The organism is Polaromonas sp. P1_G1 (assembly GCF_056405595.1).
The window spans coordinates 148739-165021 of sequence record NZ_JBFUBU010000003.1; the positions used below are offsets into that span (position 1 = coordinate 148739).

Below are 16283 nucleotides of genomic sequence, written 5' to 3' on the forward strand. Positions count from 1 at the left end.
CGGCTTTGCCGGGCCGCAGTCGCAGCGGCCCCTCGGGGGGGCAGGGAGCTACACGCAGTGAGCGACCGTGGGGGCCAACATCAACTCAGGGTATCTGCCCAGATATTGCTGGCCCAGTTCAGCGCGTAGACGCCTTCAAGCTCGGTAGGCCCGGTGCTGACGCCCCCGGAGCCGGCGACGGCCTTGAAGGTTTTCTCGGCGGCCACGTATTCATGCACGCTGGCCACATGGATCACGTTCTTGTTGTCGACAAAGCTGTAGCAGGTGTTGGTCAGCATGGGAGCCGGGTTGACGTCCCAGCCCGAGAGCTGGGCGACGATGGCGGCGGCCGCCACCTTGCCATGGTTGTTGGCCATGTGCCCGCTCTTGGGCATGGCCGGTGCCACCTGAATGGAATCGCCGAGCACATGCACGTCTTTGGCGGCGGTGGATTCGAAGGTCAGGTAATTGACGCCGCACCAGCGATTGTTGGCCTGATTGTTGAGGCCGGCCTGAACGGCGATGGTGCCGGCGCGCATCGCTGGCAGCACATTGAGCACGTTGGCCTTGACGTCGTCCTGCACGTCGAACTTGATGATGCCGGCCTTCACATCCACCGCCGTGGCCTTGTGCTGGCCACGGTATTCGACGATGCCCTTGTACTGCTCGGCCCACACCTTCTTGAACAGCGGCCCCTTGGAGGTGACGTCGGGGTTGGCATCCAGGATCAGCACCTTGCTACGCGGCTTGGCCGCCTTGAAATAGCCGGCGATGACCGAGGCGCGCTCGTAAGGGCCGGGTGGGCAGCGGTAAGGCGCTTCGGGAATCGTGATGGCGTAGACGCCGCCGTCGGGCATGGCCTCCAGCTGGCGGCGCAGCGCCACGGTTTCCGCACCGGCCTTCCAGGCCTGCAGCACCTGGCCGGAGGCGTTGGCCTCCTTGAGGCCCTCTATGCTGCCGAACATCAGCTCCACGCCGGGCGAAACCACCAGCTTGTCGTAGGCGATAGTGGCGCCGCCGGCCAGCGTGACGGTTTTCTTCGCGGTGTCGATGGCGCTCGCGTAGTCCTTCACCACCGTGATGCCGTGGGCGCGCGACAGGCCCGCGTAGGAAGCGGTGAGATCAGACAGCTGCTTGCCGCCGCTGAGCACCAGGTTGGAGATGGGGCAGGAAATGAAAGCATCCTGCGGTTCGATCAGCACCACGTCGATTGTGTGGTCGGACAGCAGGCGCACATACTTGGCGGCGGTGGCGCCGCCGTAACCGCCGCCTATCACCACGACCTTGGCCCTGGAGGGAACGACGGTGCTGGCGCAGCCGGCCAGCCCCAGCAGACTCAGGGCGGCAGTGGACTGCAGGAAAGAACGGCGCTTGAAGCCGGCCATCGAAGCGAAAGAAGCGGAACGGGATTGAAGAAACGTGTTCATGGTGTTCTTTCCCCTTACTTCTTTTGTGCGGCAAAGTAGCCGGCCAGCGCCTCGACCTGCGCATCGTTGAAGCCCTTGCTGATCTGATGCATCACGGTGGCCGGCCGGGCGCCGGTCTTGAAGGCGCCCATCTGCGCGACGATGTAGCTTTTATCCAGGCCGGCCAGCGAGGTGACCTGGGACCCCTGCACCACTTTGCCGTCGGTGCCGTGGCAGTTGGCGCAGGTGGCGGCCAGGCTTCGGGTGTAGAGCGCCTCCTTGCTTTGCGCCTGGGCGACGGGGCTGAGTGCCAGGCACAGCAAGGGCACGGCGAGTTGGGCGAGGTGTGGGGTTCTCATGTGGGGCCTCCAGGCGGTTTCAGATTTTGGTTTTTTCTTGATCTGACAATTTAACGCGGTGCCCTTGGCACCCTATAGGGAGTATCCAGTACTTCGGCATGTCGCGTCACCTCCCGCATTCGAACCATTGGTGATTTGCTTGGCACCAATTCATCGTTGATGGCGCTGCGTTCAAAAGATCGCGTCGGGCCGCGTCGGCAGTTCATCCCGCATCGACAGTACCGCCATGGGCCGGCCGTAGATCTGGAAGATGCGCTCCGCCAGCGGCGGGTGGCTGGCAAACCAGCGGCCCCGGTCGCGGGCATCGACCAGCAGCATGTGCTGCACCGCCGGGTGCAGGCTGCGCGCGGGCGCCATGCCCTGCTCTTCTTCGCCGGCCACCTTGCGCAGCACGCCGCCCAGGYCTTCCCGGCTGCGCGTGAACTGCACGGCGCGCGCATCGGCCAGGAACTCGCGCTGGCGCGAGATCGCCGCCTTGAGCGCACGCCCCGCCAGCCAGCCCAGCGATCCGGTGACCAGGATGGGGAACCCGGGCAAGGCGAGAAAGGAACGCTGGCCGTTTTCGTCAGCGCCGCACATGCTGCGGCCCAGGTTGAAGATCATCTCCAGCCCGAACACCATGCCGGCCAGCCGCATGTTCAAACGTGTATCGCCTTCGCGCAGGTGGCTCAGTTCGTGGGCTACAAGGCCCTGGAGTTCGTCGCGCGTGAGCTTGTCGAGTGCACCTTGCGTGACGGCGATGACCGCGTCGTCCTCGCCCCAGCCCGCGGCAAAGGCATTGATCGCGTCCAGGCGCGGCAGCACCATGGCCAGGGGCGGCTTCATGCTGGCCGCAATGGCCAGTTCACTCACGATGTTGCTGAGTTTTTGCTCGGCTTCCCGGCTGGCGGGCCAGGCCTCGCGGGCTCCGACGCGGCGCGCCAGCGCCTCGCCGCCGCTACTCAGGGCCGAGGTCTCCAGCCACCAGCCGCCCAGCACGAACAGCAGGGTCACCGAGGTGTTGACGCTGAAGAAGTAGACGGGATAGCCGCTGAAGCCCGGCGTCACCAGCCGCCAGGCCAGTGCCAGCGCCCCGTTGACGGCCAGCAGCAGGGCGACCAGGGTCAGGCCGAAGAGCAACAGCAGCCGCAGGGTCTGGGCGCGGGCGGTTTCCTGCCGTTCAAAGAAGCGCATCAACGGCGGGCCGGGGAGGAACAAGCCATCTGGCGACCACTACATCTGAATGCGCACGGCCTGGCGTTCAGTCGCGCTCTCGGTCGCGCGCAGCATGGCGGAAGGTGCAAAACCAAAAGTCCGGGCGATCAACACAGCTGGAAACTGGCCCTGCGCGTTGTTGTAATCCAGCACGGCGTCGTTATAGGCCTGGCGCGCGAAGCCGACCTTGTTTTCGGTGCTCGTGAGTTCTTCGCTGAGTTCGCGTATGGTCTGGTCGGCCTTGAGTTCAGGGTAGGCCTCGGCCACGGCGAAGAGGCGGCCCAGGCTGCCTTCGAGCGCCTGCTCGGCGACGGCCAGCGCGGTCACGGCCACGGCGTTGGCGGGCCGGCTGCGCACCGCATCACTGGCACTACGCGCCTGGTTGCGCGCCAGCGTCACGGCTTCCAGCGTGCTTTGCTCGTGCTGCAGGTATTTCTTGGCGGCTTCCACCAAGTTGGGAATCAGGTCATAGCGGCGCTTGAGCTGCACGTCGATCTGGCCGAAGGCATTGGCAATGATGTTCTTGAGCCGCACCAGCCGGTTGTAGGCGCCCACGGCCCAGAAGACCAGCAAGGCAAACACGACGATGACGACAAGCGTGCTGAGGGACATGGGATTCCTTGGTGCTGAAGAACGCCGGCAGGAGAGGATCCCGGCCGGCGGCTGCCGCGAGGTTAACTGCTTTTGGGCCGGATCGGCAAGCCGGCTCTTTCCCCGGTGTGGTGGCCACGCGGCAAGCGCCAAAAAAAAAGCCCCACACCTTTACAGGTGTGGGGCCGGGCGCCTTTCAGGGCGCCGGGAGCGTGTCAGCCGGCTTACTCGGAAGCGGCGCTATCGCCACCACCGGTTTCAGCCGCAGCGGGCATCGCTTCCAGTTCGGCGGCTTCGGCTTCGGCGATGGCGCGGCGCTCAGCGTCGTCCATCTGGTCCTTGGCTTTGCGTGCCTCGTGGTAGGCCATGCCGGTGCCGGCAGGGATCAGGCGGCCGACGATCACGTTCTCTTTCAGGCCGCGCAGCTCGTCGCGCTTGCCCATGATGGCAGCCTCGGTGAGCACGCGGGTGGTTTCCTGGAAGGAAGCCGCGGAGATGAACGAATCGGTCGACAGCGAGGCCTTGGTGATACCGAGCAACAGGTTGCTGAAGGTGGCCGGGACCTTGCCGTCGGCGCGCAGCGCGTCGTTGGCGTCCAGCATGGCGGAACGCTCGACCTGCTCGCCGGCGATGTAGCTGGAATCGCCCACGTTTTCAACAACCACGCGGCGCAGCATCTGGCGAACAATCACTTCGATGTGCTTGTCGTTGATCTTCACGCCCTGCAGGCGGTAAACGTCCTGCACTTCGTCGACGATGTAGCGGGCCAGCTCTTCCATGCCCAGCAGGCGCAGGATGTCTTGCGGGTCGGCCGGGCCGTCCACAATCGATTCGCCCTTGTTGACCACCTGGCCTTCGTGCACCAGGATGTTCTTTTCCTTGGGGACCAGGTCTTCCCAGACCTTGCCTTCAGGATCGGTGATCTGCAAACGAACCTTGCCTTTGGTCTCTTTACCGAAGGACACGGTACCGGTCATCTCGGCCAGCGTGCCCTTGTCTTTCGGCGTACGGGCTTCGAAGAGCTCGGCGACACGCGGCAGACCGCCGGTAATGTCGCGGGTCTTCTGGCCTTCGATCGGGATACGGGCCAGCACTTCGCCGGGGCCCACGTCCTGGCCGTCGCGCACCTGAACCAGCGCGCCCACCTGGAAGCCGATGGTCACCGAGTGATCGGTGCCGGGGATCTTGACTTCGTGGCCGGCGGCGTCGATCAGCTTGACCTGCGGACGGATCACCTTCGTGGCGCCGCGGCGTTTCGGATCGATCACCACCAGGGTGGACAGGCCGGTCACATCGTCAACCTGCTTGGCAACCGTCACGCCTTCTTCCACATTCTCGAAGGCCACCTTGCCGGCGAACTCGGTAATGATGGGGCGCGTCAGCGGGTCCCAGTTGGCCAGGATGGCGCCGGCCTTGATCGTCTGGTCGGCTTTCACCGCCAGAATCGCGCCGTACGGCACTTTGTGGCGCTCGCGCTCGCGGCCGTGCTCGTCATGGATGACGATTTCGCCGGAACGGGCAATCACGACCAGCTCGCCCTTGCTGTTGGTCACATAGCGCATCGGTGCGTTGAAACCGATCACGCCATTGGACTTGGCTTCGACGCTGGAGGCGATGGCTGCGCGCGATGCGGCGCCGCCGATGTGGAAGGTCCGCATCGTCAGCTGGGTGCCGGGTTCGCCGATCGACTGGGCGGCGATGATACCGACCGCTTCGCCGATGTTGATCAGGCCGCCACGGCCCAGGTCGCGGCCGTAGCACTTGGCGCACAGGCCGAAGCGGGTTTCGCAGGTCAGGGCCGTGCGCACTTTCACTTCGTCCACGCCGGCCGCTTCGAGCTCTTCGATCAGGTCTTCGTCCAGCATGACGCCGGCCTTGGCCAGGACCGAGCGGTTCTCGGGGTGCAGCACGTCTTCCACCGCGGTGCGGCCGAGGATACGGTCGCGCAGCGATTCGATGACTTCACCGCCCTCCACGATGGCGCGCATGAGCGAGCCTTCCTGGGTGCCGCAATCCTCTTCGGTCACGACCAGATCCTGCACCACGTCGCACAGGCGGCGCGTCAGGTAGCCGGAGTTGGCGGTTTTCAGCGCAGTGTCAGCCAGGCCCTTACGGGCACCGTGGGTGGAGATGAAGTACTCCAGCACGTTCAGGCCTTCGCGGAAGTTGGCGGTAATCGGCGTTTCGATAATGGAGCCGTCAGGCTTGGCCATCAAACCGCGCATACCGGCGACCTGGCGAATCTGCGCCGCGGAACCGCGGGCGCCGGAGTCGGCCATCATGTAGATGGAGTTGAAGGATTCCTGCTCGACTTCCTTGCCGTTGCGGTCGATGACCTTCTCTTTCGAGAGCTGGGCCATCATCACCTTGGACACTTCGTCGCCGGACTTGCCCCAGATGTCGACCACCTTGTTATAGCGCTCGCCGGAGGTCACCAGGCCCGAGACATACTGCTGCTCGATCTCTTTAACTTCCTTCTGGGCGCGCGCAATGATGGCCGGCTTTTCCTTGGGGATCAGCATGTCGTCGATGCAGATCGAGATGCCGGCCTTGGTCGCCAGGCGGAAGCCCGATTGCAGCAGCTTGTCGGCGAACACCACGGTCTCTTTCAGTCCGCACTTGCGGAAAGACACGTTGATGAGCTTGGAGATTTCCTTCTTCTTCAACGCCTTGTTGATGTTGGAGAAAGGCAGGCCCTTGGGCAGGATCTCGGACAGCAGCGCGCGGCCGCCGGTGGTCTCCCACAGCTTGGTCGACGGCACGAATTCGCCGGTGGCCTTGTCCTTGGTGTACTCGGTCAGGCGCACGCTGATGCGGGCGTTCAGGTCGAGCTCACCCGCGTCGAACGCGCGGCGGACTTCGCCGGTGTCCGAGAACACCAGGCCTTCGCCCTTGCCGTTGGTACGGTCGCGGGTCGTGTAGTACAGGCCCAGCACAACGTCCTGCGAAGGAACGATGGAAGGCTCGCCGTTGGCGGGGAACAAGATGTTGTTCGAAGCCAGCATCAGGGTGCGGGCTTCCATCTGCGCTTCCACCGACAGCGGCACGTGGACGGCCATCTGGTCGCCGTCGAAGTCGGCGTTGAAGGCCGAGCAGACGAGCGGGTGCAGCTGGATAGCCTTGCCTTCGATCAGGATGGGCTCAAAGGCCTGGATGCCGAGACGGTGCAGCGTGGGCGCACGGTTCAGCATCACGGGGTGTTCCTTGATGACCTCTTCCAGGATGTCCCAGACCACCGGCGTGCCGGATTCGACTTCCTTCTTGGCCGCCTTGATGGTCGTGGCGATGCCGCGCGACTCGAGCTGCGCGAAGATGAAAGGCTTGAACAGTTCCAGCGCCATCAGCTTSGGCAGGCCGCACTGGTGCAGCTTGAGCGTCGGGCCCACGGTAATCACGGAGCGGCCGGAGTAGTCGACGCGTTTGCCCAGCAAATTCTGGCGGAAACGGCCCGACTTGCCCTTGATCATGTCGGCCAGGGACTTCAGCGCGCGCTTGTTGGCGCCCGTCATGGCCTTGCCGCGACGGCCGTTGTCCAGCAGCGAATCGACGGCTTCCTGCAGCATGCGCTTTTCGTTGCGCGCGATGATTTCAGGGGCCTTCAGTTCCAGCAGGCGGCGCAAGCGCGAGTTGCGGTTGATGACGCGACGGTACAAGTCGTTCAGGTCGGAGGTCGCAAAGCGGCCGCCGTCCAGCGGCACCAGCGGACGCAGGTCCGGCGGCAGCACGGGCAGCACGTCGAGCACCATCCAGCCCGGCTTGATGCCGGACTTCTTGAACGCTTCCATCAATTTCAAGCGCTTGGCGTTTTTCTTGATCTTGATTTCGGAACCGGTCAGGTCGTTGCGCAGCTTGTCGATTTCGACGTCGAGGTCCAGCCCTTCGAGCAGGTCCTTGATGCCTTCGGCGCCCATCTTGGCGGTGTACTCGTCGCCGTATTCCTTACGCTTGGCGTCGTAGTCGTCTTCCGACATGATGCTGAATTTCTTCAGCGGGGTCATGCCGGGATCGGTCACCACGTATGCTTCAAAGTAGAGCACGCGCTCGATGTCGCGCAGCGTCATGTCGAGCACCAGGCCCAGGCGCGACGGCAGCGACTTCAGGAACCAGATGTGCGCGCACGGTGCGGCCAGGTCGATGTGACCCATGCGCTCGCGGCGGACCTTGGTCTGCGTGACTTCAACGCCGCACTTCTCGCAGATGACACCGCGGTGCTTGAGGCGCTTGTACTTGCCGCACAGGCATTCGTAATCCTTGATGGGGCCAAAGATCTTGGCGCAAAAAAGACCGTCGCGCTCGGGCTTGAAGGTGCGGTAGTTGATGGTTTCAGGCTTCTTGACTTCGCCGAAAGACCACGAACGGATCTTCTCGGGCGAGGCCATGCCGATCTTGATGGCATCGAAATGCTCATCCGGCGTGAATTGCTTGAACAGGTCGAGTAATGATTTCATGAGTTAAATCCTTTTCTTTCCTGTTGATTAGCTGCGTTCCAGCTCGATGTCGATACCGAGCGAACGGATTTCCTTGACCAGCACGTTGAACGACTCGGGCATGCCGGCCGTGATCGCGTGCTCGCCCTTGACGATGCTCTCGTACACCTTGGTACGGCCCTGCACGTCGTCGGACTTGACGGTGAGCATTTCCTGCAACGTGTAGGCGGCACCGTAGGCTTCCAGCGCCCAGACCTCCATCTCGCCGAAACGCTGTCCACCGAATTGCGCCTTGCCGCCCAGCGGCTGCTGCGTGACCAGGCTGTAGGGGCCGGTCGAGCGGGCGTGCATCTTGTCGTCCACCAGATGGTGAAGTTTCAGGACGTGCATGTAGCCGACCGTCGTCGTGCGCTCGAACTGGTCGCCCGTGCGCCCGTCGTACAGCTGGGCCTGGGTGCGCGTCGCCGTCAGGCCCTTGGCCTTGGCGATGTCGTCCGGGTAGGCCAGCTTGAGCATGGTCATGATGTCTTCTTCCGAAGCACCGTCGAACACCGGCGTCGCGAAAGGCACGCCGGTGGCCAGGTTGCTGGCCATCTCGAGCACGTCGGTATCCGACAGCTTGGCCAGGTCTTCGGTGCGGCCGGACTTGTTGTACAGYGTGTCCATGAACTTGCGCAGCTCGGCCACCTTGGCTTCGGCTTGCAGCATGTCGCCGATCCGCTGGCCCAGGCCCTTAGCAGCCCAGCCCAGATGGACTTCAAGCACCTGGCCCACGTTCATGCGCGAAGGCACGCCCAGCGGGTTCAGCACGATGTCGCACGGTGTGCCGTCGGCCATGTAGGGCATGTCTTCGACCGGAACGATCTTGGACACCACACCCTTGTTGCCATGGCGGCCGGCCATCTTGTCGCCGGGTTGCAGGCGGCGCTTGACGGCCAGGTAGACCTTGACCATCTTCAGCACGCCGGCCGGCAGTTCGTCGCCCTGCGTGAGCTTCTTGCGCTTTTCTTCAAAAGCCAGGTCGAAGCTGTGGCGCGTCTGCTCCATGGCATTCTTGACGCTTTCCAGCTGCGAAGCCACGTCGTCTTCCGCCGGGCGGATGTCGAACCAGTGGTACTTCTCGACGTCGGCCAGGTAGGCCTTGTCGATCTTGCTGCCCTTGGCGAGTTTCTTCGGGCCGCCGTTGGCGACCTTGCCGACCAGCATTTTCTCAATACGGTCGAACGCGTCGGCTTCCACGATGCGCAGCTGGTCGTTCAGGTCCAGGCGGAAACGCTTGAGCTCGTCGTCGATGATCTGCTGGGCGCGCTTGTCGCGAACAATGCCTTCACGGGTGAAGACCTGCACGTCGATCACGGTGCCTTGCGAACCCTGGCTCACGCGCAGCGAAGTGTCCTTCACGTCGCTGGCTTTTTCGCCGAAGATGGCGCGCAGCAGTTTTTCTTCCGGCGTCAGCGTGGTCTCGCCCTTGGGCGTGACCTTGCCGACCAGCGTGTCGCCCGGCTGGACTTCAGCGCCGACATAAATAATGCCGGACTCGTCAAGGCGGTTGAGCTGCTGTTCGGACAGATTGGGAATGTCGCGCGTGATTTCTTCGGAGCCCAGCTTGGTGTCGCGGGCCATCACCACGAGTTCTTCGATGTGAATCGAGGTGTAGCGGTCTTCGGCCACCACGCGCTCGGAGATCAGGATCGAATCCTCGAAGTTATAGCCGTTCCAGGGCATGAAAGCCACCAGCATGTTCTGGCCCAGGGCCAGTTCGCCGATGTCCGTCGATGCGCCGTCGGCGATCACGTCACCCTTGGCCAGCTTGTCGCCCATCTTGACGATGGGGCGCTGGTGGATGTTGGTGTTCTGGTTGGAACGCTGGTACTTGATCAGGTTGTAGATGTCCACACCGACTTCGCCGGCCAGGGCTTCCGCGTCATTGACGCGCACCACGATGCGGGTGGCATCGACGTAATCGACCACACCGCCACGATTGGCCGTCACCACGGTGCCGGAGTCGACCGCGGAAACGCGCTCGATGCCGGTGCCGACGAAGGCCTTCTCGGGACGCAGCACAGGCACGGCCTGGCGCTGCATGTTGGCGCCCATCAGCGCGCGGTTGGCGTCATCGTGCTCCAGGAAGGGCACGAGGGAAGCGGCCACCGAGACGATCTGCGCGGGCGAAACGTCCATGTACTGGATGCGCTCTGCGCCGACCAGCACGGATTCGCCGTTTTCACGGGCGGACACCAGGTCGCCGGTCAGCTTGCCGGACTCGTCCAGCAGGGCATTGGCCTGGGCGATCACGTACTTGCCTTCTTCGATGGCCGACAGGTAATCGATCTGGTCGGTGATCTTGCTGTCCACCACACGGCGGTACGGGGTTTCGATGAAACCGTACTCGTTGAGGCGGGCGTACAAGGCCAGCGAGTTGATCAGGCCGATGTTCGGGCCTTCAGGCGTTTCAATCGGGCAGACGCGGCCGTAATGGGTCACGTGCACGTCGCGCACTTCGAAACCTGCGCGTTCGCGGGTCAAACCGCCCGGGCCAAGGGCCGAAACACGGCGCTTGTGTGTGATTTCGGACAGCGGGTTGGTCTGGTCCATGAACTGCGACAGCTGCGATGCGCCGAAGAATTCCTTCAGGGCAGCGGAGATCGGCTTGCTGTTGATCAGGTCGTGAGGCATCAGCGGCTCTTGCTCGGCCTGACCCAAACGCTCTTTCACGGCCTTTTCGATACGCGCCAGGCCGGTGCGGTACTGGTTCTCGGCGAGTTCGCCGACACAACGCACGCGGCGGTTGCCGAGGTGGTCGATGTCATCGACTTCGCCATTGCCGTTGCGCAGGTCGACCAGGATCTTGACGACAGCCAAGATGTCCTCGTTGGTCATGACCATGGGACCGGTGGAAGAGTCGCGGCCGACACGGGCGTTGAACTTCATGCGGCCCACGCGCGACAGGTCGTAGGTGTCCGGGTTGTAGAACAGGCGCTGGAACAGGGCCTGCACCGCGTCTTCCGTCGGCGGCTCGCCGGGGCGCATCATGCGGTAGATCGCGACGCGGGCGGCGAACTCGTCGGCCGTTTCATCGGCGCGCAGGGTTTGCGAAATGTACGCGCCCTGGTCGAGTTCGTTGGTGTACAGCACCTGCAGGTCCTGCACGCCGGCCACGCGCAGCTTCTTCAGCAGCACTTCGGTCAGCTCGTCGTTGGCCTTGGCGATGATCTCACCGGTTTCGGCGTCGACGATGTTCTTGGCGACCACGCGGCCGACCAGGAAGTCTTCCGGCACGCTGATGGTGGTGGTGTTGCTCTGCTCGAGTTCGCGGGTGTGGCGAACCGTGATGCGCTTGTCCTTGGCGACGACGACCTTGCCGTTCTTGTCGGTGATGTCGAAGCGGGCCACTTCACCGCGCATGCGCTCGGCGACGAATTCCATCTGCGCACCGCTGTCCATCAGGCGGAAGTTGTCGAACACGAAGAAGTTCGCGAGGATGGATTCCGGGTTCAGGCCGATGGCCTTGAGCAGGATGGTGACCGGCATCTTGCGGCGGCGGTCGACACGGAAGTACAGCACGTCCTTCGGGTCGAACTCGAAGTCAAGCCAGGAGCCACGGTAGGGGATGATGCGAGCCGAGAACAGCAGCTTGCCCGAACTGTGGGTTTTACCCTTGTCGTGTTCAAAGAACACGCCGGGGGAGCGATGCAGCTGGGACACGATCACGCGTTCGGTCCCATTGATCACGAAGGAGCCCTTGTCGGTCATCAGGGGCACTTCGCCCATGTAGACTTCCTGCTCTTTCACTTCCTTGACCACCTTGGACTGCGACGTGGATGATTCGCGGTCATAAATGATCAGCTGCACCTTGGCGCGCACGGCCGAGGCGAATGTGAGTCCACGGGTCTGGCACTCGCGCACGTCGAAGGCGGGCTTGGCCAGGTTGTACTCGATGAACTTCATCTCGACAAAACCATTGTGCGAGACGATAGGGAATGCGTTGTCAAACGCTGCCTGCAGGCCTTCGATGGTGCGCTTCTGGGGGGCGCGGTCGGCTTGCAGGAACGCTGTGTACGCGTCTTTCTGCATTTGCAGCAAATAGGGAACAGTCAACACGCTTTCGCGGTTGCCGAAGCTTTTGCGGATGCGTTTACGTTCGGTGTAGGAATAGGCCATGAGTTCTCCGCGTTGATGGGCTCTGGCGACTCTCGTGCCCGAATACACCACGTATTCAGGCAGCTTGGTGGTTGGCCACTACCAACCATGGCGGACGGTGACGCATTGCACGTCACCCGAACCAAGGCGTTTTCTGCAGTCGGGGTCAGAAAACACTGGAAAGCAGACGTTTTAGATCTGCTTTCCAGTGCTTCTACCAAACACCCGGCGGGCTGCAAGCCTGCCGGATATTCGAAGGGCACTCAAAAACGGGCGGTTTAAACCCGCTTTCGATGTGCTCCTTGAAGCACGAAAGGCTGGAAGCCCGACTACGGTCTTCCAGCCTTCTCGAACACCAAGAATTACTTGAGTTCGACTTTCGCGCCGGCTTCTTCGAGCTTCTTCTTCGCAGCTTCTGCGTCGGCCTTTGGAGCGCCTTCCTTGACATTCTTCGGAGCGCCGTCCACCAGGTCTTTGGCTTCTTTCAGGCCCAGACCGGTGATTTCGCGCACGGCCTTGATGACCGACACCTTGTTTGCGCCAGCTTCGAGCAGCACGACGTTGAAGTCGGTCTTCTCTTCAGCGGCAGCAGCGGCACCGCCGCCGCCAGCAGCAGCGGGAGCAGCCATTGCGGCAGCGCTCACGCCAAATTTCTCTTCGATGGATTTCACCAGTTCGTTGAGTTCGAGGACCGTCATGCTATCCAGCGCGGTCAAAAATGCGTCTTTATCGAATGCCATTTTGATTTCCTAAAAAAGTTGGGTAATTACGCTGCTACAGGTTCAGCTGCTGCAGGGGCTTCGGCTGCGCCGCCGCCCTTTTTCGCCGCCAGCGCGCCCAGCACAACGGCCGTACGCGACATGGGGGACATCAGCAAGCCACACACCTGGGCCAGCAACACTTCCTTGGAAGGGATGTTGGCCAGTTGCTTCACGCCGTTCACGTCCAGGGTCTTGCCACCGAATGCACCACCGCGAATGACCAGCTTGTCGTTGGTCTTGGCGAAGTCAGATACCACTTTCGCGGCAGCTACTGCATCGGTAGAAAAGCCGTAGATCAGCGGACCGGTCATCTGGTCGGACACGACTTCGAATGCACTGCCGGCCACTGCGCGGCGAGCCAGGGTGTTCTTCAGAACACTCAGGGTCACGCCTTTGTCGCGGGCTTGGCTGCGCAGACGGGTCATGTCAGCGACCGTGATACCACGGTATTCCGCCATCACGAGCGTTTGAGCTTTAGCGGCGAGGCCAGTCACTTCATCAATGACGGCTTGTTTCTCACTGCGGTTGAGACTCAAGGTCTACTCCTTAAAAATGTGCCGTCGGGTGTAAGCCTGCTTGCGCCGGCTGTCTGCCCTTCAACACGCTCATGTTCAGCGACCAACTGTTTTCAGATTCTTTGCAAAACCATTCAAGCAGCGGGACCGCCATCTGCGTTGGCTGTCTTTCGATTAAGCGGCAAGCCCAAAAAGCCTGTCGCGCCAACGGTCTTGGATGACCTGCCGGAGCGAACCCCGGCAGCCCACCACATTGAGCAGCCCCTGCGGGTTGCTCAAATTTTCGCGATTACGCTGCGATGGTTTGCGTGTCGACGCGAACGCCCACACCCATCGTGGACGAAACCGCCACTTTCTTCAAATACACACCCTTGCTCGAAGCCGGCTTGGCTTTTTGCAGCGCATCGATCAACRCAGCCAGGTTGCCCTGCAGCTTGTCGGTGTCGAACGAGCGGCGGCCGATGGTGCCGTGCACGATACCGGCCTTGTCGACGCGGAACTGGACCTGGCCGGCTTTTGCGTTGCGCACAGCCTGGGCGACGTCAGGCGTGACGGTGCCAACCTTGGGATTGGGCATCAGGCCGCGGGGGCCGAGCACCTGGCCCAGGGTACCTACGATGCGCATTGCATCGGGGGAAGCGATCACGACGTCGAAGTCCATCTTGCCTGCCTTGATTTCAGCAGCCAGATCGTCCATGCCGACGATGTCAGCGCCGGCGGCCTTGGCTTCTTCAGCCTTGGCGCCTTGGGCAAACACAGCCACACGCTTGGTCTTGCCGGTGCCGTTGGGCAGCACAACCGCGCCGCGAACGACCTGGTCGGACTTCTTGGCGTCGATGCCGAGCTGCACGGCCACATCGATGGACTCATCGAATTTGGCGACGGCGAACTCTTTCACAAGGCCCAGGGCCTCAGGCAGCGCGTACAGCTTGTTGCTGTCGATTTTGTCGCCGATGGTTTTTTGGCGCTTGGTCAGCTTGCTCATACAACACCCTCCACCGACACACCCATGGAACGGGCCGTGCCGGCAATAGTACGAACTGCGGCGTCGAGGTCAGCAGCCGTCATGTCTTTCATTTTGGTCTTGGCGATTTCTTCCAGCTGTGCGCGGGAGATCTTGCCCACCTTCACCGTGTGCGGCGTGGCAGAACCCTTGTCGAGCTTGATGGCCTTCTTGATCAGGACGCCTGCGGGAGGCGTCTTGATGACGAAGGTGAAACTCTTGTCGGCAAATGCCGTGATCACCACAGGCAGCGGCAGACCGGGCTCCACACCCTGGGTCTGCGCATTGAATGCCTTGCAGAATTCCATGATGTTCAGGCCACGCTGACCGAGCGCAGGGCCGATCGGGGGGGACGGGTTAGCCTTACCAGCTGGCACTTGCAGCTTGATAAAGCCGACGATTTTTTTCGCCATACTTTTCTCCTTGCGGGTCATAACGCCTGGGCGCCGCCATCAAGGCAGGCCCGGGCTCCCCGGGGGTTACACAACTCAAAAACAGTCCCTGGGGACCGTTTCGCGCCGAGTTGCAAGGCGCGAAATTGAATGCCGAACCGAAATTACGTTTTTTCGATCTGGCTGAATTCCAGTTCCACCGGTGTGGCGCGGCCGAAAATCGTGACCGACACACGCACCTTGTTCTTGTCGTAATTGACCTCTTCCACCGTGCCGTTGAAGTCGGTGAACGGGCCGTCCTTGACGCGCACGTATTCGCCGGTTTCGAACTCCACCTTGTGCCGCGGCTTCTCGGTGCCGACCTGCATCTGGCTGACGATCTTCTGGACGTCTTCCTCGGAAATCGGGGCCGGGCGGTTCTTGGCTCCGCCGACAAAACCGGTAACCTTGTTGGTGTGCTTCACCAGGTGCCAAGTTTCATCGTCCATGACCATTTCGACCAGGACGTAACCAGGAAAGAAGCGGCGTTCCGTCGTTTTCTTCTGGCCGTTCTTGATTTCGACCACTTCTTCGGTGGGCACCAGGAAACGGCCGAACTTGGACTGCATGCCCGCGCGGTTGATGCGTTCGACGATGTTGCGCTCGACCGCTTTTTCCATGCCGGAATAGGCATGGACGACATACCACTGCATGCCTGGCGTCGGCGTGAGGGACGTACCCGCCGCCACTTCGCTGACTACCGTGCCATTCAGATCGCTCATTATCGTTTCCATCCCAAGAGCAGGTCGTAAAACACCCATTCGAGCGTCTTGTCCGTAAACCACAAAAACAGCGCCATGATCACCACGAAACCGAATACATAAGCCGTCATCTGGATGGCTTCACGACGGGCCGGCCAGACGACTTTTTTGACTTCGCGCCATGAGTCGCGGCCGAAGGCCACGAACTGCTTGCCCGGCTCGGACAGCATGAACACCGCCACGGCCGCCACCAGCCCGGCGATCAGGGCAGCCCACTGGACCACCTGGCCTTGCTTGGCCAGCAGGTAAAAGCCCACCAGGGAGGCCAGCACCAGAGCAACGGCCGCGCCCAGCTTGGCCTTGTCGGCGCTGGTACTGACGGTTTCAACTTGAGAAGTGGCCATGGTTGGCAGATTTCCTGTTCAATCTTCGGGCGTCTTTCCAGACGCTTAAGCCCACCTGGGGTTTTGACCCCCGGCGGGCTTGCTTTTTAACTTTTCAAACCACCCTCAACGCTGATACACATCAGTCATCAGGTGGCAGGGGCAGTAGGAATCGAACCTACAACCTTCGGTTTTGGAGACCGACGCTCTGCCAATTGAGCTATACCCCTCCATCAAACCTTGCAAATTACGCAATGATCTTGGCAACGACGCCGGCGCCGACGGTCTTGCCGCCTTCGCGGATGGCGAAGCGCAGACCTTCTTCCATGGCGATCGGGTTGATCAGCTTGACGGTGATCGACACGTTATCGCCTGGCATGACCATTTCCTTGC

General features: G+C 62.0%; 13 protein-coding genes and 1 tRNA gene. All 14 read right to left on the minus strand.

The window, feature by feature from the left end:
• Positions 1–80 precede the first annotated feature (80 nt).
• The gene (locus tag AC1D1Y_RS02385; RefSeq protein WP_477680945.1) at positions 81–1406 is read right to left on the minus strand and encodes an NAD(P)/FAD-dependent oxidoreductase; all 1326 of its coding nucleotides are present in this window, start codon (positions 1404–1406) and stop codon (positions 81–83) included.
• Between the two features lie 14 nt (positions 1407–1420).
• A complete protein-coding gene (locus AC1D1Y_RS02390; RefSeq protein ID WP_477680946.1) occupies positions 1421–1744 on the minus strand; it encodes a c-type cytochrome in 324 nt (107 codons plus the stop codon).
• Between the two features lie 171 nt (positions 1745–1915).
• Positions 1916–2917, minus strand: a complete 1002-nt coding sequence (locus tag AC1D1Y_RS02395; protein ID WP_477680947.1) for a M48 family metalloprotease — start codon at positions 2915–2917, stop codon at positions 1916–1918.
• Positions 2918–2956: 39 nt separating this feature from the next.
• A complete protein-coding gene (locus AC1D1Y_RS02400; protein WP_477655116.1) occupies positions 2957–3550 on the minus strand; it encodes a LemA family protein in 594 nt (197 codons plus the stop codon).
• A gap of 203 nt (positions 3551–3753) precedes the next feature.
• Complete coding sequence (gene rpoC / locus AC1D1Y_RS02405) at positions 3754–7977, minus strand: DNA-directed RNA polymerase subunit beta' (RefSeq protein WP_477680948.1); 4224 nt, start codon at positions 7975–7977, stop codon at positions 3754–3756.
• A gap of 27 nt (positions 7978–8004) precedes the next feature.
• Entirely contained in the window at positions 8005–12117 is a 4113-nt protein-coding gene (gene rpoB / locus AC1D1Y_RS02410; protein WP_477655118.1) for a DNA-directed RNA polymerase subunit beta, read from the minus strand.
• Between the two features lie 341 nt (positions 12118–12458).
• Positions 12459–12836, minus strand: a complete 378-nt coding sequence (rplL, locus tag AC1D1Y_RS02415; RefSeq protein ID WP_122955013.1) for a 50S ribosomal protein L7/L12 — start codon at positions 12834–12836, stop codon at positions 12459–12461.
• Between the two features lie 26 nt (positions 12837–12862).
• Positions 12863–13393 (minus strand): 50S ribosomal protein L10, encoded by a 531-nt coding sequence (gene rplJ / locus AC1D1Y_RS02420; RefSeq protein ID WP_413331069.1) that lies wholly within the window; start codon positions 13391–13393, stop codon positions 12863–12865.
• 268 nt (positions 13394–13661) lie between these two features.
• Positions 13662–14357 carry a 50S ribosomal protein L1 gene (gene rplA, locus AC1D1Y_RS02425; protein ID WP_477680949.1) on the minus strand — a complete coding sequence of 232 codons (696 nt, stop codon included), beginning with the start codon at positions 14355–14357 and terminating at the stop codon, positions 13662–13664.
• Positions 14354–14788, minus strand: a complete 435-nt coding sequence (gene rplK / locus AC1D1Y_RS02430; protein ID WP_188708843.1) for a 50S ribosomal protein L11 — start codon at positions 14786–14788, stop codon at positions 14354–14356. Before rplK ends, rplA begins: the two co-directional genes overlap by 4 nt.
• Positions 14789–14931: 143 nt before the next feature.
• A complete protein-coding gene (gene nusG / locus AC1D1Y_RS02435; RefSeq protein WP_228778638.1) occupies positions 14932–15459 on the minus strand; it encodes a transcription termination/antitermination protein NusG in 528 nt (175 codons plus the stop codon).
• A 68-nt stretch (positions 15460–15527) separates the two neighbouring features.
• Positions 15528–15911, minus strand: coding sequence for a preprotein translocase subunit SecE (gene secE / locus AC1D1Y_RS02440; protein ID WP_477655119.1), 384 nt, complete (start codon positions 15909–15911; stop codon positions 15528–15530).
• Positions 15912–16044: 133 nt separating this feature from the next.
• Positions 16045–16120, minus strand: a tRNA-Trp gene (locus AC1D1Y_RS02445).
• 17 nt (positions 16121–16137) lie between these two features.
• On the minus strand, positions 16138–16283 hold a 146-nt coding region (locus tag AC1D1Y_RS02450; protein ID WP_477680957.1), incomplete at its 5' end, for an EF-Tu C-terminal domain-related protein.

Excerpts from the sequence above, each read along its gene's own strand:
- rplK (WP_188708843.1), bottom strand. The coding sequence starts at position 14,788 with ATGGCGAAAAAAATCGTCGGCTTTATCAAGCTGCAAGTGCCAGCTGGT.
- nusG (WP_228778638.1), bottom strand. The coding sequence starts at position 15,459 with ATGCAGTGGTATGTCGTCCATGCCTATTCCGGCATGGAAAAAGCGGTC.
- AC1D1Y_RS02390 (WP_477680946.1), bottom strand. The coding sequence starts at position 1,744 with ATGAGAACCCCACACCTCGCCCAACTCGCCGTGCCCTTGCTGTGCCTG.
- AC1D1Y_RS02385 (WP_477680945.1), bottom strand. The coding sequence starts at position 1,406 with ATGAACACGTTTCTTCAATCCCGTTCCGCTTCTTTCGCTTCGATGGCC.
- AC1D1Y_RS02400 (WP_477655116.1), bottom strand. The coding sequence starts at position 3,550 with ATGTCCCTCAGCACGCTTGTCGTCATCGTCGTGTTTGCCTTGCTGGTC.
- rplL (WP_122955013.1), bottom strand. The coding sequence starts at position 12,836 with ATGGCATTCGATAAAGACGCATTTTTGACCGCGCTGGATAGCATGACG.
- secE (WP_477655119.1), bottom strand. The coding sequence starts at position 15,911 with ATGGCCACTTCTCAAGTTGAAACCGTCAGTACCAGCGCCGACAAGGCC.